The organism is Ruegeria sp. BC7, from assembly GCF_056539165.1.
Map to the genome: position 1 here is coordinate 39,377 of NZ_JBQFUL010000003.1, position 25,641 is coordinate 65,017.

The 25,641-nt window shown below is 59.9% G+C and carries 26 protein-coding genes; 16 read left to right on the forward strand and 10 right to left on the reverse strand.

The genetic code is table 11. The annotated features are described in order from the left end of the window. The first annotated feature begins 10 nt into the window (after positions 1–10). A complete protein-coding gene (locus tag ACR0KS_RS09215; protein ID WP_170563503.1) occupies positions 11–943 on the forward strand; it encodes a 2-hydroxyacid dehydrogenase in 933 nt (310 codons plus the stop codon). Here ACR0KS_RS09215 and ACR0KS_RS09220 read toward each other — a convergent pair whose 3' ends face one another. The 6 genes from ACR0KS_RS09220 to ACR0KS_RS09245 form a co-directional block, all read right to left on the reverse strand. Beyond that, entirely contained in the window at positions 944–2,959 is a 2,016-nt protein-coding gene (locus tag ACR0KS_RS09220) for a M3 family metallopeptidase (protein ID WP_170563505.1), read from the reverse strand. 58 nt (positions 2,960–3,017) lie between these two features. Continuing rightward, the gene (locus tag ACR0KS_RS09225) at positions 3,018–4,055 is read right to left on the reverse strand and encodes a molybdopterin-synthase adenylyltransferase MoeB (RefSeq protein ID WP_170563507.1); all 1,038 of its coding nucleotides are present in this window, start codon (positions 4,053–4,055) and stop codon (positions 3,018–3,020) included. Further along, complete coding sequence (gene dut, locus ACR0KS_RS09230) at positions 4,055–4,510, reverse strand: dUTP diphosphatase (RefSeq protein ID WP_170563509.1); 456 nt, start codon at positions 4,508–4,510, stop codon at positions 4,055–4,057. Before dut ends, ACR0KS_RS09225 begins: the two co-directional genes overlap by 1 nt. A gap of 15 nt (positions 4,511–4,525) precedes the next feature. After that, complete coding sequence (gene coaBC / locus ACR0KS_RS09235) at positions 4,526–5,722, reverse strand: bifunctional phosphopantothenoylcysteine decarboxylase/phosphopantothenate--cysteine ligase CoaBC (protein ID WP_170563511.1); 1,197 nt, start codon at positions 5,720–5,722, stop codon at positions 4,526–4,528. Between the two features lie 63 nt (positions 5,723–5,785). Beyond that, complete coding sequence (locus ACR0KS_RS09240) at positions 5,786–6,601, reverse strand: ChaN family lipoprotein (RefSeq protein ID WP_170563513.1); 816 nt, start codon at positions 6,599–6,601, stop codon at positions 5,786–5,788. Next, positions 6,598–7,476, reverse strand: coding sequence for an RNA polymerase factor sigma-32 (locus ACR0KS_RS09245; protein ID WP_170485003.1), 879 nt, complete (start codon positions 7,474–7,476; stop codon positions 6,598–6,600). Before ACR0KS_RS09245 ends, ACR0KS_RS09240 begins: the two co-directional genes overlap by 4 nt. Positions 7,477–7,576: 100 nt before the next feature. Here ACR0KS_RS09245 and cobU point away from each other — a divergent pair, with 100 nt between their 5' ends. Genes cobU through ACR0KS_RS09265 form a run of 4 tightly spaced genes read left to right on the forward strand, consistent with a single transcriptional unit; the run spans position 7,577 to position 11,176 of the window. Next, positions 7,577–8,098: a bifunctional adenosylcobinamide kinase/adenosylcobinamide-phosphate guanylyltransferase gene (cobU, locus tag ACR0KS_RS09250; RefSeq protein ID WP_170563515.1), complete on the forward strand. Its 522-nt coding sequence runs from the start codon at positions 7,577–7,579 to the stop codon at positions 8,096–8,098. Next, positions 8,095–8,673 (forward strand): histidine phosphatase family protein, encoded by a 579-nt coding sequence (locus tag ACR0KS_RS09255; protein WP_170563517.1) that lies wholly within the window; start codon positions 8,095–8,097, stop codon positions 8,671–8,673. The genes cobU and ACR0KS_RS09255 overlap by 4 nt, the downstream gene beginning before the upstream one ends. Positions 8,674–8,731: 58 nt before the next feature. Next, positions 8,732–9,616 (forward strand): glutathione S-transferase, encoded by an 885-nt coding sequence (locus ACR0KS_RS09260; protein ID WP_170563519.1) that lies wholly within the window; start codon positions 8,732–8,734, stop codon positions 9,614–9,616. Between the two features lie 45 nt (positions 9,617–9,661). Then, positions 9,662–11,176: a YifB family Mg chelatase-like AAA ATPase gene (locus ACR0KS_RS09265; protein WP_170563521.1), complete on the forward strand. Its 1,515-nt coding sequence runs from the start codon at positions 9,662–9,664 to the stop codon at positions 11,174–11,176. Here ACR0KS_RS09265 and gshB read toward each other — a convergent pair. The 3 genes from gshB to rsmI all read right to left on the reverse strand — a co-directional run bounded on the left by gshB (position 11,173) and on the right by rsmI (position 13,397). Further along, a complete protein-coding gene (gene gshB, locus ACR0KS_RS09270) occupies positions 11,173–12,105 on the reverse strand; it encodes a glutathione synthase (RefSeq protein WP_170563523.1) in 933 nt (310 codons plus the stop codon). The genes ACR0KS_RS09265 and gshB overlap by 4 nt on opposite strands. Positions 12,106–12,166: 61 nt before the next feature. Beyond that, on the reverse strand, positions 12,167–12,538 hold the full coding sequence (locus ACR0KS_RS09275) for a YraN family protein (protein WP_170563525.1): 372 nt from the start codon (positions 12,536–12,538) through the stop codon (positions 12,167–12,169). Between the two features lies 1 nt (position 12,539). Next, positions 12,540–13,397, reverse strand: coding sequence for a 16S rRNA (cytidine(1402)-2'-O)-methyltransferase (gene rsmI / locus ACR0KS_RS09280; RefSeq protein WP_170563527.1), 858 nt, complete (start codon positions 13,395–13,397; stop codon positions 12,540–12,542). A gap of 88 nt (positions 13,398–13,485) precedes the next feature. Here rsmI and ACR0KS_RS09285 point away from each other — a divergent pair, with 88 nt between their 5' ends. The 3 genes from ACR0KS_RS09285 to murJ are packed head-to-tail and all read left to right on the forward strand — an operon-like array spanning position 13,486 to position 18,975. Next, entirely contained in the window at positions 13,486–14,658 is a 1,173-nt protein-coding gene (locus ACR0KS_RS09285; RefSeq protein ID WP_170563529.1) for a penicillin-binding protein activator, read from the forward strand. Continuing rightward, positions 14,618–17,437 (forward strand): [protein-PII] uridylyltransferase, encoded by a 2,820-nt coding sequence (locus ACR0KS_RS09290; RefSeq protein WP_170563531.1) that lies wholly within the window; start codon positions 14,618–14,620, stop codon positions 17,435–17,437. The genes ACR0KS_RS09285 and ACR0KS_RS09290 overlap by 41 nt, the downstream gene beginning before the upstream one ends. After that, positions 17,434–18,975, forward strand: coding sequence for a murein biosynthesis integral membrane protein MurJ (murJ, locus tag ACR0KS_RS09295; RefSeq protein WP_170563532.1), 1,542 nt, complete (start codon positions 17,434–17,436; stop codon positions 18,973–18,975). The genes ACR0KS_RS09290 and murJ overlap by 4 nt, the downstream gene beginning before the upstream one ends. On the opposite strand, the gene ACR0KS_RS09300 is transcribed toward murJ, so the two are convergent. Continuing rightward, complete coding sequence (locus ACR0KS_RS09300) at positions 18,976–19,662, reverse strand: rhomboid family intramembrane serine protease (RefSeq protein WP_170485023.1); 687 nt, start codon at positions 19,660–19,662, stop codon at positions 18,976–18,978. It abuts the gene before it with no gap. A gap of 86 nt (positions 19,663–19,748) precedes the next feature. Here ACR0KS_RS09300 and trpS point away from each other — a divergent pair, with 86 nt between their 5' ends. The 8 genes from trpS (at position 19,749) to ACR0KS_RS09340 (ending at position 25,596) form a co-directional block, all read left to right on the forward strand. After that, entirely contained in the window at positions 19,749–20,777 is a 1,029-nt protein-coding gene (trpS, locus tag ACR0KS_RS09305) for a tryptophan--tRNA ligase (protein WP_170563534.1), read from the forward strand. Between the two features lie 58 nt (positions 20,778–20,835). Next, the gene (locus tag ACR0KS_RS09310) at positions 20,836–21,699 is read left to right on the forward strand and encodes a branched-chain amino acid aminotransferase (RefSeq protein WP_170563536.1); all 864 of its coding nucleotides are present in this window, start codon (positions 20,836–20,838) and stop codon (positions 21,697–21,699) included. A 59-nt stretch (positions 21,700–21,758) separates the two neighbouring features. Then, positions 21,759–22,214 (forward strand): universal stress protein, encoded by a 456-nt coding sequence (locus ACR0KS_RS09315; RefSeq protein WP_170387562.1) that lies wholly within the window; start codon positions 21,759–21,761, stop codon positions 22,212–22,214. 9 nt (positions 22,215–22,223) lie between these two features. Beyond that, positions 22,224–22,817: a 2-hydroxychromene-2-carboxylate isomerase gene (locus ACR0KS_RS09320; RefSeq protein WP_170563538.1), complete on the forward strand. Its 594-nt coding sequence runs from the start codon at positions 22,224–22,226 to the stop codon at positions 22,815–22,817. A gap of 69 nt (positions 22,818–22,886) precedes the next feature. After that, a complete protein-coding gene (locus ACR0KS_RS09325; RefSeq protein WP_170387558.1) occupies positions 22,887–23,450 on the forward strand; it encodes a NifU family protein in 564 nt (187 codons plus the stop codon). Further along, complete coding sequence (gene tsaB, locus ACR0KS_RS09330; protein WP_170563541.1) at positions 23,440–24,027, forward strand: tRNA (adenosine(37)-N6)-threonylcarbamoyltransferase complex dimerization subunit type 1 TsaB; 588 nt, start codon at positions 23,440–23,442, stop codon at positions 24,025–24,027. Before ACR0KS_RS09325 ends, tsaB begins: the two co-directional genes overlap by 11 nt. Then, positions 24,024–24,437 carry a GNAT family N-acetyltransferase gene (locus tag ACR0KS_RS09335; RefSeq protein WP_170563544.1) on the forward strand — a complete coding sequence of 138 codons (414 nt, stop codon included), beginning with the start codon at positions 24,024–24,026 and terminating at the stop codon, positions 24,435–24,437. The genes tsaB and ACR0KS_RS09335 overlap by 4 nt, the downstream gene beginning before the upstream one ends. Positions 24,438–24,597: 160 nt before the next feature. After that, positions 24,598–25,596, forward strand: coding sequence for a BMP family ABC transporter substrate-binding protein (locus ACR0KS_RS09340; protein ID WP_170414874.1), 999 nt, complete (start codon positions 24,598–24,600; stop codon positions 25,594–25,596). The last annotated feature ends 45 nt before the right edge of the window (positions 25,597–25,641 follow it).

Sequence of the window (25,641 nt, forward strand, 5' to 3'; positions counted from 1 at the left end):
AAGGCCACCAATGCCCGTGAACGTCCTGTTTTCCGCACGCCCCGAGCTTTGGCCGGTATATGAGCCGCTGTTGTCAAAAGGTTTGACTGAGGCCGGTCTGAACTTTCGTCTGGCAACCGACATCGAGCCGGATCAGGTGGATTATATCGTCTACGCCCCAAATGGCGGTCTTCTGGATTTCACGCCATATACGCGCCTGAAGGCCGTCCTCAGCCTTTGGGCCGGGGTCGAAAAGATCGCGGGAAACGAAACCCTGACCGTTCCTCTGGCACGGATGGTAGATCACGGCCTGACGCAAGGCATGACGGAATGGGTGGTAGGGCATGTTCTGCGCTATCATCTGGGGATGGATCAGCACATCACTGTTCAGGATGGCGTATGGACACCGGACGCCCCGCCACTGGCGCCCGAGCGACGGGTCTGCATTCTGGGCCTTGGGGCGTTGGGCGAGGCCGCAGCCCGCGCCCTTTCCGCGCTTGGCTTTGATGTCACGGGCTGGAGCCGCACCGCCAAGGATATTCCGGGTGTACGGTGCCTGCATGGAGACGCGGGGCTGCGTACCGCCCTGTCACAAGCCGAAATTGTTGTGCTGCTGTTGCCGGATACGCCTGCGACCGTAAACACCCTGAACGCCGAAACGCTAGCCTTGCTGCCAAAGGGCGCACGGGTCATCAACCCCGGCCGGGGGCCACTGATAGACGACGACGCGCTGTTGTCGGCCCTGAACTCCGGCCAGATCGGGCATGCGACGCTGGACGTGTTCCGAGTGGAACCCCTGCCCGCCGATCACCCTTATTGGGCGCACCCCAAAGTGACGGTCACACCTCACATCGCATCGGAAACCCGCCCGGCCACGGCCGCGCAGGTCATTTGCGACAACATCGTCCGAGGTGAAGCCGGAGAAGCCCTGCTGCACATCGTGAACCGCGATCTGGGATACTGATCAGGCCGCGATCAGGCCACGTCCTTTCAGCAACGCCTCGACCCCCGGCAACCGGCCCCGGAAGGCCAGATACAGATCCTCGGCCTCGCGCGAGCCGCCGGTGGACAGGATGTTCTCCTCCAGTGCTTTGGCGCGCTCGGGATCAAACGCGCCTCCGGCCTCTTCAAAGGCGGCGAAGGCATCGGCGTCCATGACCTCGGACCACATATAGCTGTAATAGCCCGAGCTATAACCATCGCCCGCAAACACATGCGCGAAATGCGGCGTCGCGTGGCGCATCCCGATGGCCGGGGGCATCCCCAGACCTTCCAACACCTGCGCCTGCTTTTCCATCGGGTCCGCCGGGGCCGCGCCGTCATGAAACTCCAGATCGACCAGCGCCGAGGCGACATATTCCACCGTCTGGAACCCTTGATCGAAATTGGCGGCCTTCAGTACCTTGTCCAGCATGTCCTGCGGCATCGGCGCGCCGGTATCGGCATGAGTGGCGAACTCGGCCAGAACCTCGGGCACTTCCAGCCAGTGTTCATACAGTTGGCTGGGCAGTTCCACGAAATCGCGCGCCACCGATGTGCCCGAGATGCTTTCATAGGTCACATCCGACAGCATCTGATGCAGCGCATGACCGAATTCATGAAACAGCGTCCGCGCGTCATCATAGGACAGCAACGCCGGATCGCCCTTGGCGAAGTTGCAGACATTGATCACGACCGGAGCCTGCACCTTGGGAAATTTCGCCTGACCCCGCATCGCACTGCACCACGCGCCGGATCGCTTGGACCCGCGCGCAAAGTAATCCCCGATGAATACCGCGATATGCTGACCATTGCGCGTGACCTCCCACGCGCGACAATCGGGGTGGTACAAAGGCACGTCCAGCGGCGCGAACTCCAGCCCGAACAGGCGATTGGCGCAGGCAAAGGCGGCCTCGATCATCCGGTCCAGTTGCAGGTAGGGTTTTAGCGCGGCCTCATCCAGATCATGCTCGGCCTTGCGGCGTTTCTGGGCATAGTAGCGCCAATCCCACGCGGCCAGAGGTCCATTGACCCCATCCACCTGCATCATCTGCGTCAGAATATCGGCATCCGCATCCGCGCGGGCCTTGGCCGGTTCCCACACCTGCATCAGCAGGTCGCGCACCTTGTCGGGCGTGCGGGCCATCTCAGTCTCCAGCTTGTAGGCGGCGAAATTGTCATAACCCAGCAGCTTGGCGCGTTCCTCGCGCAGCGTCAGGATTTCGGCGGCGATCTTACGGTTATCAGTCTCACCGCCATTGGCACCACGCGCGGTCCACGCCTTATACGCCACCTCACGCAGATCGCGGCGGGGCGAGAATTGCAGGAACGGCACAATGATCGAGCGCGACAGGGTGACAACCGGACCGTCTGCGCCTTTTTCCTGCCCGGCGGCGCGGGCTGCGTCTACGACGAAATCGGGCAGACCTTCCAAATCATCCTCGGACAGAGGCATGAACCACGCACGCTCATCCGCCAGCAGGTTCTGGGTGAACGCAGTGCCCAGCGAGGCCAGCCGTGCTTTGATCGCCTGCATCCGCGCGTCCGCGTCTCCGGTCAGCGCCGCACCCGCGCGCACGAAGCCACGATGGGTCAGCATCAGCACCCGCGCCTGTTCGTCCGTCAGTCCCAAATCATCCTTAAGTGCCCACAGATCGGCCACCCGCTGAAACAGCGCCTTATTCGAGGAAATGCCCGCATAGTGCGCCGCCAGTTTGGGTGAAAAATCACACTGCAACTCCTCACGCGCCGGGTTGCTGTCGGCCCCGGCCACGGTGAAGAAAACAGACAGAACCTTGTCCATCTGCTCACCAGCGGCCTCAAGTGCCTCGACCGTATTGGCAAAGGTGGGGGCATCCGGGTTGCCTGCAATCGCGTCGATCTGCGCGGTGTGGGATGTCATCGCCTCTTCCAGAGCGGGGGCAAAGTCTGCGTCTGAAATATCCGCGAAGGGCGCGATTTCAAACGGTGTGCTCCAGTCGGACAGGATCGGGTTGGTCATGAAACTCTCCTTTGACCACAAGCTAAGAACGCTGGGTGGGATGATCCAGTGCGCGCGCTCACTTACTGCAAACCGGGCAATCGGCGCGGCGCGACAGGGTGATTTTTCGGCTTTCACCATAGAGTGCGTCATAGATCAGCATCTCGCCGCGCAGGGCTTGCCCCGCCCCGGTGATCACTTTGATAGCCTCAACCGCCATCATCGAGCCGACCACACCGGGCAGAGGACCGATCACACCAGCCTCGGCGCAAGAGGGGGCCAAACCGGGGGCTGGAGCCTCGGGGAAGATACACTGATAACAGGGCGCGTCATTGGCTGGATCAAAGACGCTGAGCTGCCCTTCCCATTGCGACAACGCGCCCGAGATCAGCGGTTTGCCCAGCGCAACCGCGGTGCGATTGGCCAAATAGCGGGTGTCGAAATTATCCGTTCCGTCGAGGATCAGATCGAAATCGGCAAACAGATCGGCCGCGATCTCATCCGTTAGCCGCCGGTGATAGGGCAGCACAGTCACGTTGGGGTTCTGCGCCTGCATCGCTTGTTGCGCCGAGAACACCTTGGGCATCCCGATATCCGTATCCCGATGGATCACCTGCCGTTGCAGGTTGGCGTTTTCGACCTCATCATCGTCGATCACACCGATGGTCCCGACCCCGGCGGCGGCCAGATATTGCAGCGCAGGCGCGCCCAGCCCACCGGCACCAATCACCAGCACGCGGGCCTGTTTCATCTTTTTCTGACCCGGCCCGCCCAGTTCCCGCAAAACGATATGGCGGGCATAGCGTTCCAGTTCAGTTTCCGAGAATTGGTCGGATGGCATGGCGGGCTCCTTGACGGCGGGCGCTGCACGGTTTCGCAACGCTTTCAGCACCCTTCCGTAAACCAGAACCAGAACGGCGAAACCACCCAGTATAAGCCACATGGCGGCGGAACCGCCTGTTGCCTCGCGCAGGGGGTGACCGTCAGGCAGCACCAACTGGGCTGTAATGACCCCCAACAGCAACACTGCGACCGAAGCCAGACGCGCTGTTCGGGACACTCCGGCCAGATAGCCGATGCCCCACAGCCCAGCAGACAGAATGAGCACCAACAGCATCAGCCGCGCCCGGTTGACCCGAAACCGCCAGCGCCGCGTGCGGTGTCACTGAGCGTTTCGACCGCCTCAAAAGTGGCTTGCACCACCGGGGCCACGATCAGTTGGGCGATGCGTTCCCCATGCGTGATCTCGAACGCCTGTTGTCCGGCATTCAGAACGATCACCCCCAAAGGGCCGCGATAGTCACTGTCAATCGTGCCCGGCGTGTTTGGCAGCGTAATGCCATGTTTCAGCGCAAGCCCGGACCGAGGGCGCACCTGCACTTCAAATCCCCGAGGGATTTCGATCCGCAATCCCGTCGGAACCAGAGCCCTTTCGCCCGGCTGCAACGTGACCGAAACACCATCCGGCATATTGGCCCGCACATCCGCGCCAGCCGCCCCCGCCGATTCATATGAGGGCAAGGGCACCGAGGGGTCCGCTCCGTCCTCGCGGATCACACGAATTGCAACCATCTGAGTTCCTTTTGCTTAGCGGTTCAGGGCATCTGCGATATTTTCGGCCAGTCGCTTGGCCACGGCGTCCTTGCCCATCCGGGGCCATTCTTCCGCGCCCTGATCCGAGATCAGGATGACCGCGTTTTCAGACCCGCCCATGATCCCCGTCGCGGGACTGACGTCGTTGGCAACAATCCAATCACACCCTTTGCGCTTGCGTTTGGCCGTCGCGTGCTCAACCACGTTGTCCGTTTCAGCGGCAAAACCAACAACCAATGGCGGGCGTCCGTCCTTCATCTGAGCAACCCTTTTCAGGATGTCCGGGTTCTCGGCAAACTCCAGCGCAGGAAGACCGTCGCGAGTTTTTTTCAGTTTCCGGTCCGAGGCACTGGAAACACGCCAGTCCGCCACCGCTGCCGCAAAAACTCCGGCGTCCACGGGCAGCGCGGCGTCCACGGCGTCAGACATCTGCTGGGCGGTCTCCACAGGCACAACTTGCACGCCGTCCGGGGCCGGTACATCGGCGGGTCCGGTCACAAAGATCACCTCTGCTCCCAGTGCGGCCAGCGCACGCGCCAGGGCCGTGCCCTGCGCCCCCGAAGACCGGTTGGCGATATAGCGAACCGGATCAATCGGCTCATGCGTCGGGCCAGAGGTTACGAGTATGCGTTTCCCCATAAGCGGGCCATTGCCAAGCTGGGCCTCGATTGCGGCAACGATTTCCAATGGCTCGGACATACGGCCGGGGCCATATTCCCCACACGCCATGTCGCCTTCGTTCGGGCCAACAAAGCGGATGCCATCCGCCTGCAACTGCACCAGATTGCGCTGCGTCGCAGGGTGGTCCCACATGCGCACATTCATGGCAGGAGCGCACAAAACCGGCGTGTCGGTCGCCATCAACAAGGTCGAGGCCAGATCATTGGCCAGCCCACTCGCCATTTTTGCCATCAAATCCGCCGTCGCAGGCGCAACAACGATCAGGTCCGCCGACCGGGACAACTGGATATGCCCCATCTCAGCCTCATCCGTCAGGTCAAACAGATCGCGATATACTTTTTCTCCGGCAAGTGCAGAAACGGACAGAGGCGTTACGAATTCTTCGGCCGCGCGCGTCAGAACGGGCGTCACCGAAGCGCCGCGCTCCTTCAACCGTCGGATCAGATCCAGCGATTTATAGGCCGCGATCCCTCCGCCGATGATCAGCAGAATACGTTTCGATGCCAGCATGTTGTGCCCTTCCCATTCCGGTCGGCCCCGACATTAGGCAAGGCCGCCAAACAGTTCCAGCGGTTAATTCTGCGTCTCGAACGCAAGGCAGGGGTCTTCCCGTTCCACCGAAGGGCTGTCGATCACCGCGTCGAATTCCCCTTCGATGCTGCCGTCCTCGGACTGTCCCAGAACGAACACCTTCAGCCCCGGGCGCAGGCGCGACAAAAAGGTCGGGATACCCCAGTCCTTGCGCGCGTGACCATTGCCCGTAATCACCGCAATCGGACCACCGGTTTCATCCGTCGCGCGCAAGATAGAGCGGGTCAGAACGGCATCGCGCAGGCGCTGAATGGCAACCATCTGCGGCAGCGCGCTTTCGGGAATGGCATCGCAATGCGCGGCAAGCTGATCCGCTTCGCGTGCGTCCTGTTCGGCATCGGATAGTGGGATGGTCAGACCGAAACGGGCTGCGTCCGCGCCCAAAGTTGTCGCGGCCCCACGCTCCATCGCGGCGCGGGCCGCTGCACGTGGGACCATCGCGCCATAGACCGGCGCGTCCGTTGCCTGAAAGACGGGGTAATACATGCTCAGCGGTGGCCAGCCGGACTCGGCCCAACGCAAGATTCGCGACAGCTCCTCCGGGTTGGACGCTGCTTTCTGGGCAAGTCGCTGCGCCCCTTCCTCGGTCACCATTTCCCAAACCACAGCCGAGGGCGAGACGATCTTCAACGCCTCGGTCTGCACCATGTGGTGGTGGGGATTATCGTGGATTTCACCAAGAATAACGACGTCCGCAGACCGCATCGCGGCCGCAACGTCGTCTGGAATATGTTGATCGGCCCGGCCCTGACTGCCCGTAACCATCAATGCACACAGCAGAATCGCAATCTGTCTCATGCGATGAAGTGTTGCACCTCGCGCGATTGCGCTTCAAGGTTCTTGCGCATTTTCACAAATGCCGCCGCTTCCAACTGGCGCACACGTTCCTTGGACAAGCCAAGTTCCTGACCCAGACTTTCAAGCGTCCTTGCAGGTTCGCGCAGCTTGCGCTCGCGCACAATGAACCTTTCACGGTCGTTGAGCGCCTTCATCGCAGTAACCAGCCACTCTCGTAATTGTTCCGTATCGTGGCTGTTTTCGACAGTTTCAGCAGCCTGTTCGCGGTCGTCTTCCAACGCGTCAATCCACTCGCGCCCGTCTTCATCGGCAGACTGCACAGCGTTCAGCGAGAAATCGGAACCGGACAACCGTCCTTCCATCATCTCGACGTCGCGCAGCGGCACACCAATCTCGGCGGCAATCATCTGGTGCAACTGGTGACGATCCAGCTGCATGCCTTCTGTCGCGGCTTCCCGCTCAAGCCGTGCCTGAACACGGCGCATATTGAAAAACAGCGATTTTTGAGACGAGGTCGAGCCCGTCCGAACCATCGACCAGTTCCGCATCACGTAGTCCTGGATGCTGGCCTTGATCCACCACACGGCATAGGTAGAAAAGCGCACGCCGCGATCAGGGTCGAACTTGTCGGCCGCTTTCATCAGGCCAAGCCCTGCCTCCTGAATCAGGTCATTCATCGGTGCACCGTACCGCTTGAACTTGGCCGCCATAGAAATCGCAAGCCGCATATAGGCCGTGATCAGCCGATGCAGAGCTTGCTCGTCACGTTGGTCGCGCCACGCATACGCGAGTTTCAATTCGGTTTCCGCGTCCAGCAATTCCGCCTTCATTGCCTGGCGCGACATTGAAAAATCGTTTGAATTGTCCAGTGCCATGGAAATCTCCCCTTTTCACAGGCGCAGGCCGGGCTTGCCTTGCCGACTTGTGGTCGATACGCAGAACAACACCGGGTGGATCACATGAAAGGTAATAATAGTGTATCCGGATTTAACCTTTGTGATAGGGGGCGCAGCTTCGGGCAAATCGGCATTTGCCGAGCAACTTGTTGTTTCTTTAGGAAAAACCCAGGCATACATCGCGACTTCACAAGTGTTTGATGACGAGATGCGCCTAAAAGTTGACCGCCACAAAGCCCAGCGCGGCCCAGATTGGTTAACAATCGAAGCCCCTCTGGACGTGGCACCCGCATTGACCACGCTGACTTCGGACCACGCCTGCCTGATCGACTGTGCGACTATGTGGCTGACCAATCACCTGCTGGCCGAGAACGATCTGGAACAGTGCCAGCGTGCATTTTTAGACGCGCTGAAAGGCTGCGCGGCACCTGTAGTGGTTGTGTCCAATGAGGTCGGTCAAGGGATCGTTCCAGACAACGCCCTGTCCCGTCAGTTTCGCGAAGCACAAGGCAGGTTGAACATTGCACTAGCTGCACAGGCCGATCTTGTCGTTCAGGTCACCGCCGGCCTACCCTTGGTTCTGAAAGGCCAACTCCCATGACCCGCTTACACCTTGTCCGACACGGACCTACCCATGCGAAAACCATGGTTGGCTGGTCCGATCTGCCAGCGGACCTAAGCGACCGCACCGCTATTTCCCGACTGCACGATCATCTCCCGCGAAACGCCGTTGTGATCTCGTCCGACTTGGCTCGTGCTGCGGATACGGCATCGGCCATTCAAGGAGACCGTCATCGCCTGGCCCATCACCCCGATTTGCGAGAAATCAATTTCGGCACTTGGGAACTGCGCGGCTTCAAGGATATCGAGGCGGAAGACCCTGAACTTGCCTTCGCTTACTGGGACAATCCCGGCGACGTGCGGCCGCCTGACGGCGAAAGCTGGAACGAAGTGCGTAGACGCGTGGACCCCGTGATCGACGGCCTCATCGCAAACCACACCGGTCGCGATTTGGTGATAGTCGTACATTTCGGCGTCATCCTGACTCAGGTCCAGCGCGCTTTGGGCGTTGATGCCCAAGAGGTGTTCAGCCATCGCATCGACAATCTCTCGGTGACGGAAATTACCCACCACGGCGACCGTTGGTCGGTGGGACGGATCAATCATCTTCCGTGATCACACCGCGCACAAATCACTGATTTACCGAGCGGTCTTTCCGCGCCATCCTGCACCCATGACCTATGATCTGTATATCGGAGACCGCCTGTTTTCCAGTTGGTCCATGCGCGGTTGGCTGATGCTGGAAAAGTTCAGCCTGCCCTACCGAACCCATATGATCGGCCTTTATTCCGGCACAATGGCCGAAGACATGAAGCCCCTTTCGCCAGCGCGCCTTGTCCCCGCACTGCGCCTGCCCGATGGCACCGTCGTCGGTGAAAGCCTTGCGATGGCCGAAGCGCTGGCGGAACGTCACCCTACAGCCGGGATGTGGCCGCAGGACTCTGCCGCCCGCGCAACCGCGCGGTGGCTTTGCGCCGAAATGGTGGCAGGTTTCGCGGCTTTGCGCGGACAGTGTTCGATGCAACTACAGCATTGCTGGCGAGGATTTGAACCGTCGTCGGAAACGCTGTCTGATCTGAACCGGATCGAGACACTCTGGAACCATGCGCGTGACGTATCGGGATCAACCTCCGGCCCGTTGTTCGGAGCCTATTCCTTAGCGGATGTCTTTTACACTCCGGTCGCGGCCCGCATCATTGGGTATGGATTGCCGGTTTCGGACGCCAGTCGGGAATACTGCCTTGACCTTCTGTCCGACCCGTCTGTTCGGCAGTGGCGTGCAATGGGACTGACAGTGCGGTACAGCCCGTTTCCCTATCCACAGAGTCTAGAGACCCAACCTTGGCCAATAGGCGGCGCATCCAACGCGAGCCACGCAAAAGACGGCCCGTCAATCAACGACACCTGTCCCTATTCCGGCAAACCGGTCTCAGACTTTCTCGAGCTTGACGGTCAGCGTTGGGGCTTTTGCAACCCGTTTTGCCGCGACAAGACAGTTGCCGACCCCGACGCATGGCCAAAATTCGTTGCGATGAGGCAAGCCGTTAACGATTCATAAACCGGCAACATGGCAACAACGACCTGTTAACCAAAAAGGTCGCCTATGGTTGCCCGAGCCCACACTGTCGCTTTCCAAGGGGTCGACGCCCGCCCTGTCGAGGTGCAATGCGCCGTCTCGCCGGGGCTTCCTGCCTTTTCCATCGTCGGGTTGCCGGACAAGGCCGTGTCCGAAGCCCGCGACCGTGTGCGCAGCGCCCTGAGCTCCATGGCCATCGCGCTGCCGTCTAAACGCATCACCATCAACCTATCGCCCGCCGACCTGCCCAAAGAAGGCAGCCATTTCGACCTGCCCATTGCGGTCGCACTCCTGACCGCCCTAGAGATCATCCCGCCTGACGCCGCCGAAGGTGCGGTTTCGCTGGGTGAACTGTCCTTGGATGGCTCGCTTGTACCCGTTGTTGGTGCCCTGCCCGCAGCGATGACCGCCGCAGCGGAAGATCGTATTCTGCTCTGCCCCCGGTCCTCAAGCGCCGAAGCCGCATGGGTGGACGCGACACAGGTTATCGGAGCCGAGTCCTTGGGAGACGTCGTTCGTCATTTTTCGGGCCAGGCTCCGTTACCTGCCGCCAAGCCTGGAGAAGTGACCCTAGAGCCCAACGCGCGCGACCTGCGCGACGTAAAAGGGCAGGAACGGGCTAAACGCGCGCTGGAGATTGCAGCAGCCGGGCGGCACCACCTGATCATGATCGGCACGCCAGGGTCAGGCAAATCCATGATGGCTGCTCGTTTACCAAGCATCCTGCCTCCGCTCACACCGACCGAGGCGCTTGAAACGTCGATGGTCCAATCTCTTTGCGGGCTGCTTGACGAAGGCGGGATCAGCCGCACCCGCCCCTTTCGCGAACCGCACCACACAGCATCGATGGCTGCAATCGTTGGCGGCGGAAAAGGGGCTAAGCCGGGGGAAATTTCTCTTGCTCACAACGGCGTACTGTTCATGGACGAGTTCCCGGAATTTCCGCGCACCGTTCTTGAAACCTTGAGGCAGCCTATCGAAAGCGGCGAGGTCATGGTCGCGCGGGCAAACGCCCATGTGAAATATCCCTGCCGATTCATGCTGGCCGCTGCCGCGAACCCTTGCAAATGCGGGTATTTGACGGATCCGGCCCGAGCCTGCTCGCGCGCGCCTGTCTGTGGCGAGGACTACCTGGGCCGCATTTCCGGCCCTTTGATGGACCGGTTCGACTTGCGGATCGAGGTGCCTCCGGTCGGATTCACTGATCTTGACCTACCGCCGTCCGGAGACAGCTCAACCACTGTCGCCGCAAGAGTCGAGCAGGCTCGGCAAGTTCAGGCCGAGAGATATGGCAACACCCCTTCGGTGCATCAAAACGCCGACGCCGAAGGTAAACTGCTGGAAGAGATCGCAGCGCCAGACGCCGAGGGCAAAGACTTGTTGTTAAAGGCGGCCGAGCGGTTTGGCCTGTCCGCACGCGCCTTTCACCGTATCTTGCGGGTGGCGCGCACGATAGCCGATCTGGAAGGCGCGCCTGATGTCCGCCGCCCTCACGTTGCCGAAGCGCTAAGTTTCCGCATCAGCGCCAAGGCCGCGTCTTAGACCTTGGCCTCAATCGCCTGCCAGATTTTTTCAGCGATGTTGACGCCGTCAAACCGCTCCAACTCCTGAATGCCGGTGGGTGAGGTCACGTTGATCTCGGTCAGGTAGTCGCCGATCACGTCGATCCCGACAAAAATCTGGCCTCTTTCCTTCAGCAACGGACCAATCGCGGCGCAAATCTCAAGATCGCGCTCGGACAGGCCGATCTTTTCAGGCCGCCCGCCGACATGCATGTTTGACCGGGTCTCCCCTGCCGCTGGAACTCGGTTGATCGCGCCCACCGGCTCTCCATCCACCAGAATGACGCGCTTGTCGCCATTGCTGACGTCAGGCAGGAACTTCTGCACGATCAGCGGCTCACGCGAGAACCCTGTGAACAGCTCATGCAGCGAGGTCAGGTTGCGGTCATTCGCATCCAGCCGAAACACACCCGCGCCGCCGTTTCCATAAAGCGGCTTGAGGATGATATCGCCGTGCTTTTCCTTGAACGCCTTGATGGTCTGCAAGTCGCGCGCGATGGTCGTGGGCGGGGTCAGGTCCGGAAAATCCAGCACCAGCAGCTTTTCGGGATAGTTCCGCACCCAGAACGGATCATTGACCACCAATGTCTGCCCTTTGAGGCGATCCAGCAAATGCGTCGACGTGATATAGTGCATGTCGAACGGTGGGTCCTGTCGCAGCCAGACAACGTCAAACTCGGCCAGATCCACCTCACGCTCGGACCCCAGTTCAGCCGGGTTACCGGCAATCCGCTGCACCGTCATGTCCTGACCACGCGCCGTTATGCGACCTTCCTGATAGGCCAGTTGATCAGGCCCGTAGAAAAACAGGGAATGGCCGCGCTTCTGCGCCTCTTCCGCAAGGCGGAAGGAACTGTCGGCATTGATATCCACGGCCCCGATCGGGTCCATCTGAAAGGCGATTTTCATGGCATGTCCCTAAGTTTCACGCCAGATACATGGCCCAGCGCGGCCAAGGGTGCAATGGGCATCAAGCCAGATCAAATGCGTTTTCGATGATTTGAACCGCGCCCAAAGCGTCCACCAGCGCCGCGTCGAACCGAACATTGGTGAGTTGCCCACCCGGTTCATTTTCCAGATATTGCGCGGCCGACGCGCATATGCGGTTCATTTGACGGCGGTTGATCCGTGCTGCGGCCATATCGAAGGTTTGGCTTTTCTTGACCTCAACAAAAACCAGCCCTTCGGCATCTCTGGCGATCAAGTCGATCTCACCACCTGCACCTCTCCACCGGCGATGCAGGATGGTAAATCCGCGGCGCTCATAATCTGAGGCCACCCGTAACTCCGCAGCCTGCCCCGCATGAAAAGACACAGAGCTTTGCACGGATCGCCTGGACATTTCATCCCTTTCCCAGCTTCAGTGCCTTCTGGTAGATCGGTCGGCGCGGCAGTTTGTACATTTCAGATACAAGGTCGGCAGCATCGCGCACCGAATGTGTCTCCAAGGCACGTTTCAATGCCTCTTCTACGTCAGATTCGTTAACAGTTTCCGAATGGCTGCGATCCACCAGCAGAACGATTTCGCCTTTGACGGTTTGCCCCGCGATCTCGGCCGAAAGCGCACCCAGCGTGCCGCGCCGAACCTCCTCGAACTTCTTGGTTAGCTCCCGGCACATTGCGGCCTGCCTGTCCCCTCCTAAAACATCGGCCAGATCCGCCAGACACGCGGCGACACGTTTAGGCGATTCGTAAAATACAAGCGTTCCTGGCACATCCCTCAACGCTTCGACCCGAGTCCGACGCGCCCCGGACGCATTCGGCAGAAATCCCGCAAAAAAGAACGCATCTGTTGGCAAGCCTGCAAGGGTCAGGGCCATCAACGCAGCCGAAGGCCCCGGAGCACAAGTCACCATGTGGCCTGCCTCGGCCGCCTGTTTCCCCAGATCATAGCCCGGATCGGCGATCAGCGGCATCCCGGCCTCGGACGCGTAAACCACCGACTGACCATCCTGCAACGCATCCAGTATCTTGCTACGGGCACCTGCGCCGCTGTGATCGTGATAGGCCAGGATGCGCCGCCCGTCCAAGGGAACTCCGTGGATTTCCATCAGCCGCCGCAGACTGCGGGTATCCTCGGCCGCGATCATGTCAGCCGAGGCCAGCAGGTCCAACGCCCTGAGCGTAATATCGCGCGCCGTTCCGATCGGAGTGGCAACAAAATACAGGCCCGCGCCCAATCTGACTTTTTGATGATTCAAAGCTGGACCCTCACAGCGTGACGTTTATTATCGCGACCCAACAGACTTGCGGTACCCCAAGCCGCCGGGACAGGGAGTTTTCATTTAGATGTTTATCGTTTGCAAGCCCGTTCGCAAACTGGCGAAATCAGCCGTCGTATTGGCAACCGCAGCGTTTCTGGCTGCCTGTGAACCAGGCAACCTTGGCGGTGGTCCATCAATCAATACATCCGCGCCCGTTCCCGTCGCCCTTCTGGTGCCCGCAGGTTCGCCTCAGTCTGGTGATGCGGCCCTGGCGCGCAGCCTTGAAAACGCTGCACGCCTTGCAATGGCCGACCTGCAAAACGTGACCATTGATCTGCGGGTCTATGACACGCAAGGCAGCTCCAACACCGCCGCCGAGGTCGCCCAGCGCGCCGTTTCAGACGGGGCGAAAATCATCCTTGGCCCCGTTTACGCGCAGGCGGCAAATTCTGCCGGACTTGCCGTGTTGAGCAACAACGTCAACGTGCTGTCATTCTCGAACAACACCAGCATCGCGGGTGGGAATGTATTTGTGCTTGGGCCGACTTTTGACAACACGGCCAACAGGCTGGTCAATTTCGCCGGGTCTCAGGGCAAAACAGGCACCGTGATTGTTCACAGCACGGATGCTGCCGGGCAGCTTGGGCAATCCGCGATCGCAAACGCGCTGAGCAGCAGCCGCGTGAACAATGCCGGAACGGTAGCCTATGACCGCTCGCAGCAGGGTGTCATCAACTCGGTGCCCACGATCAAGGCTACTGTGGATGCGGCGGGCGCTGATTCGATCTTTCTGACCGCGACCACTGCGGGGGCGCTGCCGTTGTACTCGCAATTGCTGCCCGAGGCAGGCATTTCACCTGCAACAACACAGTTTATTGGCCTGACACGCTGGGATATCCCGTCCCAAACGCTGGAATTGCCGGGCGTGCAAGGAGGCTGGTTCGCCCTGCCCGACCCTTCCAAGGCGCAAGCCTATCGCCAGCGCTACAACAACACCTATGGTGAAGCCCCCCACCCGATCAGCGGCCTTGCCTATGACGGTATCGCGGCCATTGCCGCTTTGGTCAGCCAAGGCAAATCGGATGCGTTGACGGCGTCAGCGCTTACACAGAATGCCGGATTCCAAGGCGTCGGCGGGATCTTCCGCCTGCGCTCGAACGGTACGAACGAACGCGGTCTGGCTGTCGCCACGATCCAGAATAAACAGGTAGTAGTGATTGACCCTGCCCCACAAAGCTTCTCTGGCGCCGGTTTCTGACCGACCGGCCCTGACCCTCGTCCCGCGTGGCGAGCTGATTTGCCCGGCTGAAGAAATTTTCGACAGCGCCAATGTCATGGCGCAACTGTCGGAAGCCTTTGACAAGACCTCGGACAATACCGCACGGCGCAGCGAAACCGTGCGAATTCTTCGTGATGCCCAGAAATCAGGGCGTCAGGCCATAGCCGATGCCTTTGCGCGGCGCCCCTTCGATGCCAGACCGCTGACGCGATCATATACATATCTGACCGACGGCCTGGTCTACACCGCGATGCAGGTCGCCAGCCAGGATCTGCATCCACTTGCCACGCCAACCAAGAGCGAAAAGATCTCGGTTCTTGCGGTCGGCGGGTACGGTCGTGGAGAAATGGCACCTGCGTCCGATGTCGATCTGTTGTTCCTGACGCCCTACAAAATCACCGCATGGGCCGAGAGCGTGATCGAATCCATGCTCTACATCCTGTGGGATTTGCGGCTGAAGGTCGGACATTCTTCGCGCACGATCAAGGACTGCCTGCGGCTGGGCGCCGAGGATTTCACCATTCGCACAGCCATGTTGGAGCAACGGTATCTGGCCGGTGACTCTGCCTTGGGCGAAGAACTGAAAAAGCGCCTGCGCGAAGACTTGTTCAAGGGCAGCGAGCGTCAGTTCATCGAAGCCAAGCTGCAGGAACGCGACGAGCGGCACAAAAAGCAAGGCCAGCGCTATATGGTCGAGCCCAACGTCAAAGAAGGCAAAGGCGGTCTGCGCGACCTGCAGTCGCTCTATTGGATCGCGAAGTATGTGTATGACGTGCAGGATTTCGACCACTTTGCGCCGTTGGGATTGATCACTGACGAAGAATTCAAAACGTTCGCGCAGGCGGAAGAATTCCTTTGGGCCGTTCGGTCCCACCTGCACTTGGTGACAGGCCGGGCAACCGAACAGCTGACTTTCGACCTGCAGGTCGAGGTCGCCGAGCGCATGGGCTATGAGGACCGCGCCGGTCGCCGTGCGGTCGAAGTATTCATGCAGCGCTATTTCCGCGAAGCCACGCGCGTGGGTGAGTTGACCCGCATTTTTCTGACCAAGCTGGAAGCCTCGCACATGAAGGGCGCTGCCCTGCTCGAGCGCATCTTTCGCAGGCGTCCTCGCGTCAAACCCGGCTACAGGGTCGTTCACGGCAGGCTGGATGTTGCTGACGCCAACACGTTTTTGTCGGACAAGCTGAACCTGTTGCGCCTGTTTGAAGAAGGGTTGCGCACCGGAATGCTGATCCACCCTGACGCGATGCGACTGGTCAGCGCCAACCTGCATCTGATCGATGAGGACATGCGCGAGAACAAGGAAGCACAGCGCATTTTCCTCGACCTGATGCTGAAACATGGGAACCCGGAACGGGCCTTGCGACGCATGAACGAATTGGGCGTCCTGTCCGCCTTCCTGCCCGAGTTCGAGCACATCGTGGCAATGATGCAGTTCAATATGTATCACAGCTATACGGTGGACGAGCATACCATTCAGTGCATCGTCAATCTGGCGCAGATCGAACGCGGTGAATTGGTGGAATCCCTGCCTTTGGCCTCGTCAATCCTGAAGGGCGGAGTGAACCGCAAGGTGCTGTACGTCGCACTGCTGTTGCACGACATCGCCAAGGGACGACCAGAGGATCACTCGATTCTGGGGGCGCAGATCGCTCGTAAGGTTGCACCGCGATTGGGGCTGAACAAAAAGGATTCGGAAACGGTCGAATGGCTTGTCCGGTATCACCTTCTGATGTCGGACATGGCCCAGAAACGCGATATTTCTGACCCGCGCACGGTGCGCGATTTCGCCAAGGCCGTGAAGACGGTCAAGCGGCTGGACCTGCTTACGGTTTTGACCGTTTGCGATATTCGCGGCGTTGGCCCGCACACGTGGAACAACTGGAAAGCTACCCTGCTGCGCGCCCTTCATGCCGAAACAAAGCGCGCGCTTGAGACCGGGATGGAAGACCTCAACCGTGCCAATCGCGGGGCCGGGGCCAAAAAAGCGTTGCGCACGGAATTGGCCGATTGGTCCAAGACCGATCTGAAAACGGAAACCGCCCGCCACTATGACCCCTATTGGCAAGGTCTGAACCTGTCGACCCATGTCGAGTTTGCAGAGATGTTGCTCGAGCTGGACCGCAGCGGCGATCCGGGAGGAATGGAAATCCGCCTGCACCCGGACGAGGACCGCGACGCGACCCGAGCGTGCTTTGCCATGGGCGACCACCCCGGCATCTTTGCGCGCATCGCGGGGGCGCTGGCTCTGGTCGGGGCCAACGTAGTGGATGCCCGCAGCTATACCACCAAGGACGGGTACGTCACTGATGCGTTCTGGATTCAGGATTCTGATGGCCGCCCGTTCGAGGCCAGCCGACTGCCGCGCCTGACGCAGATGATCCACAAGACTCTCAAAGGTGAAGTGGTCGCGCGGGATGCACTGAAAACCCGCGACAAGATCAAGAAACGCGAACGCGCGTTCAACGTGCCCACTCATATCATCTTCGACAATGACGGGTCCGAGATTTACACCATCATCGAAGTTGATACCCGCGACCGCCCCGGCCTGCTGTATGATCTGGCCCGCACACTGGCCGCCGCCAATGTTTATGTGGCAAATGCCGTGATCGCGACCTATGGCGAGCAGGTGGTCGATACCTTCTATGTCAAAGACATGTTCGGGCTGAAATACCACTCGGAAGGCAAGCAGCGCACGCTGGAGACCAAGCTGCGCAAAGCCATTACCGAGGGCGCCGAGCGCGCTGCCTCATGAAGCAGATCCGACTGTTTTCGGGCCTGTTCACGGTCGGGTTCTGGACTCTGGCCAGCCGGATACTGGGGTTCCTGCGTGAAATTCTGCTCACGGCCTATATCGGGCCGGGGCCGGTGATGGACGCGTTTGTCGCCGCCTTTCGCCTGCCAAACATGTTCCGCCGCTTTTTCGCCGAGGGTGCGTTCAACGCAGCTTTTGTGCCGATGTTCTCGAAACGGCTGGAAGGCGACGAGGACGCGCAGGGCTTTGCGCAGGACGCCTTCAACCTGTTGGCTGTTGCGGTGCTGGCACTGGTCGGGCTTGCCATGGTTTTCATGCCTGCTCTGGTCTGGGTCACGGCCGAGGGGTTCTACGGCGATGAGCGGTTCGATCTGGCGGTCGACTACGGCTATGTCGTGTTCCCGTACATCCTGTTCATGTCGCTGGCCGCGTTGTTTTCGGGCGTTCTGAACGCCACCGGCCGGTTTGCGGCTGCGGCGGCCGCGCCGGTTCTTCTCAATGTCTTTGCCTGCACCGCCCTGATCGCGGGGGCCATGTCCGGCGGGGAAGTGATCCGCTGGCTGATCGCCGTAATCCCGCTGGCCGGTATCGCGCAACTCGCGTTGGTCTGGGGCGCGACCGAGCGTGCCGGGATCCGCATTCGCCCCGGCCTGCCCAAGCTCAGCCCCGCGATGCGGCGCATGGTGCGCATCGCCGTTCCCGCAGCGCTCGCCATGGGGGTGACGCAGGTCAATCTTGTGGTCGGCCAGCTTGTGGCGTCCAAGACGGAAAAGGCCGTTAGCTGGCTGTTTGCAGCCGATCGCCTGTACCAGTTGCCCTTGGGTGTCGTGGGCATCGCTGTTGGCATTGTCCTGCTGCCCGACCTGTCGCGACGCCTGCGCGCCGATGACAAAGACGGCGCACGTAACGCGTTCTCGCGCGCAGGGGAGTTTACGCTGCTGCTGACGATCCCTTCGACTGTGGCCTTTGTGATCATTCCGAATCCGTTGGTGTCGGTCCTGTTTGAACGGGGACAGTTCAGCGCCGAGGACACGGCAGCGACGGCGCTTGCTGTTGCGATTTACGGAATTGGATTGCCCGCCTTCATGCTGCAAAAGCTGCTGCAGCCTTTGTTCTTTGCGCGCGAGGATACCCGGTCACCCTTTCACTATGCGGTGGTCGCCATGATCATCAACGCTGGGCTGGCCTTCGGGCTGTATCCGGTGGTGGGATGGATTGCGCCTGCAATCGCGGCCTCGGCCGCAGGCTGGGCCATGGTCGGGCTGCTGATCATCGGGGCACGGCGCATGGGGGAAGAAGCCCGGTTTGACGACCGCTTCAAACACCGCGCGTGGCGCATCATGGCGGCATCTGCCGGGATGGGCGTTGTTCTTTTCGCCGCCATTCACCTGTTCGGCTGGGCGTTCCACGTACCCGGCTGGCGGTATCTTGCGTTGATGCTGCTGATCTTGGTGGCCGCCGTCACGTATTTCCTTCTTGGCCACCTGTTGGGTGCCTTCAAGGTGTCCGAGTTCAAGACGGCTCTGCGCCGGTCGTGATCAATCCCGGCGGATGCGGCCCACGATCCGCGCCCATCCGCCCGGAGCCAGAAAGAACGACAAGCCAAAACCGGTGGCAAACCCACCCAGATCAGCGACCCAATCCAGCGTCCCGCCGAAAAGAAGACCAAACAGCAACTGGATGCCCATCAACACCGCAATCAGGCTGAAAGCGCGCGACTGGTTCTCTCCGACCAGCGACAGCTTTCGCCACAGAATCCACGTGAACGCTCCGATCAGGCCGTAGACCGGAGGGAAACCTCCGACCAGCGGGTATTGCGGATCAAGCGGCACAGCATAGATCAACGCGCCGCCGATGCCGGACAGCACAAAGATCACCAGCATCTGCAGGCCGCCAAACACTTCGGCCACCATCTTGCCCATGGCCAGCACAAAGACACAGACAAACACGGCTTGCGTGAAATTGGCCGACACGAACGGATAGGTCACAAAACGGATCAAATGCTCGAATGGCCACCGGCCATTCTCAACCATCCAGTCAAAGATGTCCGGCGAAAACGAATACTGCTGTAGCGCGTCCAGCCGCCAACCGACTGCAGTTGGCCCTCCGACCAGCCCGCGTGCGCCCAGCGTAAAGATCAGCTCGATCCCGAAGATGAACAGAACCAACGCCACCACAACAGGCGGCAGAGGGTTCACGGCAGGTGTATAATGCTCACTGCTCATTGGGCTGGCCTTTCGCGGCTGTTGACGTCCCTTGGCCTCATGGGTAAGCGACGGGGGCTGATTTTTCCAGACGGGAGTTCCCTTCGATGACCGAAACCCAATTCACGCCGCGCGTGTTTTCCGGCATCCAGCCTTCGGGAAACCTGCACCTTGGTAATTACCTGGGTGCGCTCAAGCGTTTTGTGGATATGCAGGGCGAGGATTACGAGACCATCTATTGCATGGTCGACCTGCATGCGATCACCGTCTGGCAAGACCCCGCCCGTCTGCGTGAAAAAACCCGCGAGGTTTGCGCAGGCTTTATCGCCGCCGGGCTGGACCCGGAAAAATCCATCCTGTTCAACCAAAGCCAGGTGCCCGAGCACACGCAACTGGCGTGGATTTTCAACTGTATCGCCCGAATTGGCTGGATGCAGCGGATGACGCAGTTCAAGGACAAGGCGGGTAAGAACGCACAAAACGCCTCGCTTGGCTTGTTTGCATACCCAGCGCTGATGGCGGCGGATATTCTGACCTATCACGCGACGCATGTGCCTGTGGGCGAGGATCAGAAACAGCATCTGGAACTGACCCGCGACATCGCCATCAAGTTCAACCACGACTATGGCGTTGAATTCTTTCCGGTGACCGAGCCCGTCATCGGTGGCCCCGCGCCGCGCGTGATGAACCTACGGGACGGATCGCGCAAGATGTCGTCTTCGGACCCGTCGGACATGACCCGGATCAACATGACCGATGACGCAGACGCCATTGCCAAGAAAATCCGCAAGGCCAAGACGGACCCGGATGCCCTGCCTTCTGAGGTTGACGGCCTGTCGGAACGTCCCGAGGCACGCAATCTGGTGAATATCTACGCGGCCCTCAGCGACCAAACAGCCGATCAAGTGCTGGCCGAAGTGGGTGGCAAACAGTTTGGTGAGTTCAAACCGATGCTGGCAGAGATGGCCGTATCCAAGCTGGCCCCGATCTCGTCCGAGATGGCTCGTCTGATGGGGGAAGAGGCCGAGATTGATCGGATACTGGCCAATGGTGCCAAAAAAGCACGCGCGATTGCGGCCCCGATCCTGCAACAGACCTACGACATCGTAGGCATGGTCGGTGCAAAACAGGGCTGATTGCGCTGGACGTTGCCGTTACGTCTTCCTAGGTTTGCGCAAAGCTTAGGAGGGCGTCATGGCAGTCGGCAAAAACATCCGCACCTATTTTGAAGGTCAATGGCATGACGGGGATGCCCCGATCATGCGCGCGGCTGATCATGGTGCGTGGCTGGGGTCGTCTGTCTTTGACGGGGCGCGGTACTTCGATGGGCTGGCACCCGACCTAAAGGCGCATTGCGCCCGCGTGAACCGCTCGGCCGAGGCGCTGATGTTGACGCCGACGGTGACCACAGACCAGATGGTCGAAATCGTGCGCGAGGGTCTTGAAAGCTATGCGCCCGACTCTGCCGTCTATATCCGCCCGATGTATTGGGGCATCGACGGGGACGCGACCGCGATTGTGCCGCAGGAAAACAGCACCGGTTTTGCCATCTGCCTGGAAGAAATTCCGATGGCACCCGAGGCGGCCTCGGCCACGCTGGGCTACACCCGATTCCGCCGTCCGGTTCTGGAATCAGCGGTGGTGAACGCCAAGGCGGGCTGTCTTTACCCCAACAATGCGCGGATGCTGCAAGAGGTCCGGTCCAAGGGCTTTGCAAATGCTCTGGTGGCTGATGCGCTTGGGCATGTGGCTGAAACCGCCACTGCCAATATCTTCATGGTCCGTGATGGCGAGGTCTTTACCCCTACCCCCAACGGCACTTTCCTTGCCGGGATCACGCGTGCGCGCCACATCGAAAACCTACGTGCCGACGGCGTGACCGTGCACGAATCTGTCCTGACCTTTGATGATTTCCATAAGGCCGATGAGGTCTTTATGACCGGCAACATGAGCAAGATCACTCCGGTCACGGCGCTGGAGGACACGCAATATCAGGTCGGGCCCATCGCCCGGCGCGCGCGCGAGCTGTACTGGGATTGGGCGGCCAGCACGCGTTAGGCTTCGGTTGCCAGCACGCATCTGGTCGGGCATGATCGCCCAAATGAGTGAGGACACCCATGCGTAAGTTCCTGGTCGTACTGGATGATAGCCGCGAATGCCTGAACGCCATGCGGTTTGCGGCGATGCGTGCTGCCCATACCGGCGGCGGCGTGACGATCCTGTCGGTGATCCCGCCCGATGAGTTTAACCACTGGATCGGCGTGGCCGAGGTGATGCGCGAAGAAGCGCGGGAACGCATTCACGCCCATTACGAGGTTTTCGCCAAGTGGATGCGCGACAAACAGGGCGTCGACCCGGAACTGGCCATTCGCGAAGGCGAACCGGTGGCGCAGATCATAGAACATGTACAGTCCGACCCTGAGATCGGCGTGCTGGTGCTGGGTGCTGGGGTCGAAAAGAAAGGTCCCGGGCCTTTGGTAACCCAACTCACCAAGAATTCGGGCAGCCTGCCCATTCCGATCACGATTGTTCCCGGTGATCTGAGCAAAGAAAAGCTGGAAGAAATCACCTGAGGAACGGCCATGCCGCGCAGTGTCCAGTTCTGGTTCGAGTTCGCCTCGACCTATTCTTATCTCAGCGCGATGCGCATTGAAGAAATTGCGGGCCGACACGGGGTTTCCGTCGAATGGCAGCCCTTTTTGCTTGGGCCGATTTTCGTGGCCCAGGGATGGAACGACTCGCCGTTTAACGTCTATCCGGCCAAAGGTCGTTACATGTGGCGTGACATGGAGCGATTGACAGCCCAGCGGAACTTGCCCTTCCAAAGGCCCGATCCGTTTCCGCAGAACGGCCTGAAAGCGGCACGACTGGCGCTGGCTATCGAAGATCACACACAAAGGGCCGCATTCAGCCGTGCGGTGTATTCGGCAGAGTTTGCAAACGGGCAAAACATTGCGGACGACGCTGTTCTGCGTGCCTGTCTTGCTGAAACAGGATTGCCGCAGGATTTACTTGCCAAGACGCAGGATCCTTCGGCCAAGGCCGCGCTGAAGACACAGACCAAAACAGCGCAGGACAACGGGCTATTTGGCGCTCCTAGCTTTTTGGTCGGCGATGAGCTGTTCTGGGGGGATGACCGGCTGGAAGATGCTATCAAACTGGCGTCGGCAATTTAGAACGGTTCCAAATCTTGACTTCCCGGTCGCAGACCCGCATATCAGAGACAACTGAAACGGAGCTGCGCCATGTTCATCCAGACCGAATCCACGCCGAACCCTGCAACGCTGAAGTTCCTGCCCGGACAAACCGTGCTGGAAATGGGAACTGCGGACTTTCCAACTGCGGAAGCGGCAGAAAAATCGCCTCTGGCGAGCCGGATATTCGGTGTAAACGGCGTAACCGGTGTATTTTTCGGCAACGATTTCGTGACGGTGACCAAATCGGACGATATCCAGTGGGATCACATCAAACCCGCAATTCTGGGCGCCGTGATGGAGCACTACCAGTCCGGGCAACCGGTTATGGGCGCAGATGCCAAGACGGAATCTGGCCATGCCGAGCATACAGGTGAAGACGCAGAAGTCGTAAATCAAATCAAGGACTTGCTGGACAGTCGCGTGCGCCCAGCGGTTGCGCAGGATGGTGGCGACATCACATTTCACGGCTTTGACCGGGGCGTTGTCTATCTGCACATGCAGGGCGCGTGCGCAGGCTGCCCGTCATCGACCCTGACGCTCAAGATGGGAATCGAGAACCTGTTGCGCCACTACATCCCGGAAGTGACCGAGGTTCGACCCGTTGCCGTCTGAACCGGTCATTTTGGCGTTTGACACATCGGCCGCGCATTGCGCGGCCGCTTTGTTGCAGGGCGATCAGATCATCGCTTCGCGTGTCGAACCCATGTCACGCGGTCAGGCCGAACGGCTGATGCCCATGCTTGAGGAAGTTCTGACCGAGGCAGGACACACTTGGCGCGACCTGTCGGCTATCGGGGTCGGGATCGGCCCTGGAAACTTCACCGGCATCCGCATCTCTGTCTCTGCCGCGCGGGGGCTGGCGCTTGGTCTTGGTGTTCCCGCTGTTGGTGTGTCAGGTCTTGAGGCGTTGGCAGCATCTCACGAGGGCGCCTTGCCCGCGATCCGCGCGCCTCGGGGACAGGTCTATATTTCGCTGGTCGGAGCAGACCCTGAACTGGTTGCATTGGAATATGCAGAATCACTCGGCCCGCTCGTGTTCAATGACAACCCAGATACCCAAGCCCGCGCCATTGCCAGCATCGCGGCGCAAAGGTGGCAGAGTGTGACCGAGCCTCCCGCTCCGCTCTATGTGCGGCCCGCTGACGCCGCGCCATCCAAGGACCGGCCGCCAATACTGCTGGACGAATGACCCCGGACGAGCTGGCAGAAACGCACGCTGCTTCCTTCACGCAGTCGCGCCCCTGGACCGCTGCGGAATTTGCCGACCTGCTGTCCAACCGATTTACGCATGCCATTGGCACCCCTCAATCTTTCGCTCTGTTTCAAGTCATCGCAGATGAGACCGAGTTGCTTACGATAGCGACCCATCCTTCGGCGCAAAGATTAGGTCTGGCAAGAAAGCGAATGGCTGAGTGGCACGCAGAAGCCAAAAAATTGGGCGCAACCCGCGCGTTTTTGGAAGTTGCCGTGAACAACTATCCCGCCATCGCGTTGTACCAACAGATTGGCTACTGCAATTGTGGACTGCGCAAAGGGTACTATCAGCAGGAAAACAACAGAAAAATTGACGCCGCAGTTATGGAATTCGACCTGACTTGAGGCCGTGCCGCAATTTTCTTCGACCAGCTGGTCAAAAATCTGTTGACCCCGGCCATTGCAAACGGCCTTAATTCCTTCCATCACAAGAGTTATGCTCGCTCTGTAGTGGGTAAACGGGGCTGCAATGGCTCCGACCGACAATAACCAACGGGAGTATGAAATGAGCCTGATGAAATCCTTGATGGGTGCCGCCGCCGCTGTCGCGCTGACTGCGGGTGCTGCATTGGCTGAACCGGCCTTGATCTTCGATCTGGGTGGCAAGTTCGACAAGTCGTTCAACGAAGCCGCGCATAACGGTGCGCAGCGTTGGGCAGACAAAACCGGCGGCACGTACCGCGAGATTGAGCTTCAGTCCGAAGCGCAGCGTGAACAAGCCTTGCGCCGCTTTGCCGAAGCAGGCGCGAACCCGATCATCACAATGGGCTTTGCGATGGCCGACCCACTTGCCGCTGTTGCAGGTGACTATCCCGACACCAAGTTCGTCGCTGTTGACGTAAACTGGCTGGATGCACCCAATATCCGTCAGGTCAGCTTTGCTGAGCACGAGGGTTCGTATCTGGTTGGCATGATGGCGGCCATGGCGTCTCAGTCCGGCACCGTTGGGTTCATCGGTGGCATGGACATCCCGCTGATCCGTCACTTTGGCTGTGGGTATGCCCAGGGCGCCAAGGCCGTGAACCCTGACATCGAAGTTGTCGCCAACATGACCGGCACCACCCCTGCCGCATGGAACGACCCGGTGAAGGGTTCCGAGCTGACCAAGGCACAGATCAGCCAGGGCGCTGACGTGATCTATGCGGCCGCAGGCGGCACCGGCGTTGGTGTTCTGCAGACCGCTGCCGACGAAGGCATCCTGTCGATCGGCGTGGACAGCAACCAGAACCACCTGCACCCGGGCAAAGTTCTGACTTCGATGCTGAAACGAGTGGACGTTGCGGTCTATGACGCGATGACCGCTGGCGAAGATGTTGAAACAGGCGTGTTCACCATGGGTCTGGCCGAAGATGGCGTCGGCGTTGCGATGGACGACAACAACAAGGAACTGGTTTCGCCCCAGATGGCCGACGCGGTTGAAGACGCGCGCAAAGGCATCATCGACGGAGACATCTCTGTCGTAAGCTACTACGAGAACGATAGCTGCCCGGCACTTCAGTTCTGATATCGCGTGGGGCGGGGGTTGCCTCCGCCTCACACCCACTCTGCC

What these genes read in the sequence shown, in the direction of transcription:
- ACR0KS_RS09310 (WP_170563536.1), top strand. Translation starts at nt 20,836, where the DNA reads ATGGCAGTCGGCAAAAACATCCGCACCTATTTTGAAGGTCAATGGCAT.
- ACR0KS_RS09320 (WP_170563538.1), top strand. Translation starts at nt 22,224, where the DNA reads ATGCCGCGCAGTGTCCAGTTCTGGTTCGAGTTCGCCTCGACCTATTCT.
- ACR0KS_RS09340 (WP_170414874.1), top strand. Translation starts at nt 24,598, where the DNA reads ATGAGCCTGATGAAATCCTTGATGGGTGCCGCCGCCGCTGTCGCGCTG.
- ACR0KS_RS09260 (WP_170563519.1), top strand. Translation starts at nt 8,732, where the DNA reads ATGACCTATGATCTGTATATCGGAGACCGCCTGTTTTCCAGTTGGTCC.
- ACR0KS_RS09315 (WP_170387562.1), top strand. Translation starts at nt 21,759, where the DNA reads ATGCGTAAGTTCCTGGTCGTACTGGATGATAGCCGCGAATGCCTGAAC.
- murJ (WP_170563532.1), top strand. Translation starts at nt 17,434, where the DNA reads ATGAAGCAGATCCGACTGTTTTCGGGCCTGTTCACGGTCGGGTTCTGG.
- ACR0KS_RS09255 (WP_170563517.1), top strand. Translation starts at nt 8,095, where the DNA reads ATGACCCGCTTACACCTTGTCCGACACGGACCTACCCATGCGAAAACC.
- ACR0KS_RS09240 (WP_170563513.1), bottom strand. Translation starts at nt 6,601, where the DNA reads ATGAGACAGATTGCGATTCTGCTGTGTGCATTGATGGTTACGGGCAGT.
- ACR0KS_RS09335 (WP_170563544.1), top strand. Translation starts at nt 24,024, where the DNA reads ATGACCCCGGACGAGCTGGCAGAAACGCACGCTGCTTCCTTCACGCAG.
- ACR0KS_RS09245 (WP_170485003.1), bottom strand. Translation starts at nt 7,476, where the DNA reads ATGGCACTGGACAATTCAAACGATTTTTCAATGTCGCGCCAGGCAATG.
- coaBC (WP_170563511.1), bottom strand. Translation starts at nt 5,722, where the DNA reads ATGCTGGCATCGAAACGTATTCTGCTGATCATCGGCGGAGGGATCGCG.
- ACR0KS_RS09300 (WP_170485023.1), bottom strand. Translation starts at nt 19,662, where the DNA reads ATGAGCAGTGAGCATTATACACCTGCCGTGAACCCTCTGCCGCCTGTT.
- ACR0KS_RS09225 (WP_170563507.1), bottom strand. Translation starts at nt 4,055, where the DNA reads ATGCTGTTGGTGCTCATTCTGTCTGCTGGGCTGTGGGGCATCGGCTAT.
- trpS (WP_170563534.1), top strand. Translation starts at nt 19,749, where the DNA reads ATGACCGAAACCCAATTCACGCCGCGCGTGTTTTCCGGCATCCAGCCT.
- ACR0KS_RS09265 (WP_170563521.1), top strand. Translation starts at nt 9,662, where the DNA reads ATGGTTGCCCGAGCCCACACTGTCGCTTTCCAAGGGGTCGACGCCCGC.
- ACR0KS_RS09220 (WP_170563505.1), bottom strand. Translation starts at nt 2,959, where the DNA reads ATGACCAACCCGATCCTGTCCGACTGGAGCACACCGTTTGAAATCGCG.
- ACR0KS_RS09285 (WP_170563529.1), top strand. Translation starts at nt 13,486, where the DNA reads ATGTTTATCGTTTGCAAGCCCGTTCGCAAACTGGCGAAATCAGCCGTC.
- dut (WP_170563509.1), bottom strand. Translation starts at nt 4,510, where the DNA reads ATGGTTGCAATTCGTGTGATCCGCGAGGACGGAGCGGACCCCTCGGTG.
- gshB (WP_170563523.1), bottom strand. Translation starts at nt 12,105, where the DNA reads ATGAAAATCGCCTTTCAGATGGACCCGATCGGGGCCGTGGATATCAAT.
- ACR0KS_RS09275 (WP_170563525.1), bottom strand. Translation starts at nt 12,538, where the DNA reads ATGTCCAGGCGATCCGTGCAAAGCTCTGTGTCTTTTCATGCGGGGCAG.
- ACR0KS_RS09325 (WP_170387558.1), top strand. Translation starts at nt 22,887, where the DNA reads ATGTTCATCCAGACCGAATCCACGCCGAACCCTGCAACGCTGAAGTTC.
- ACR0KS_RS09215 (WP_170563503.1), top strand. Translation starts at nt 11, where the DNA reads ATGCCCGTGAACGTCCTGTTTTCCGCACGCCCCGAGCTTTGGCCGGTA.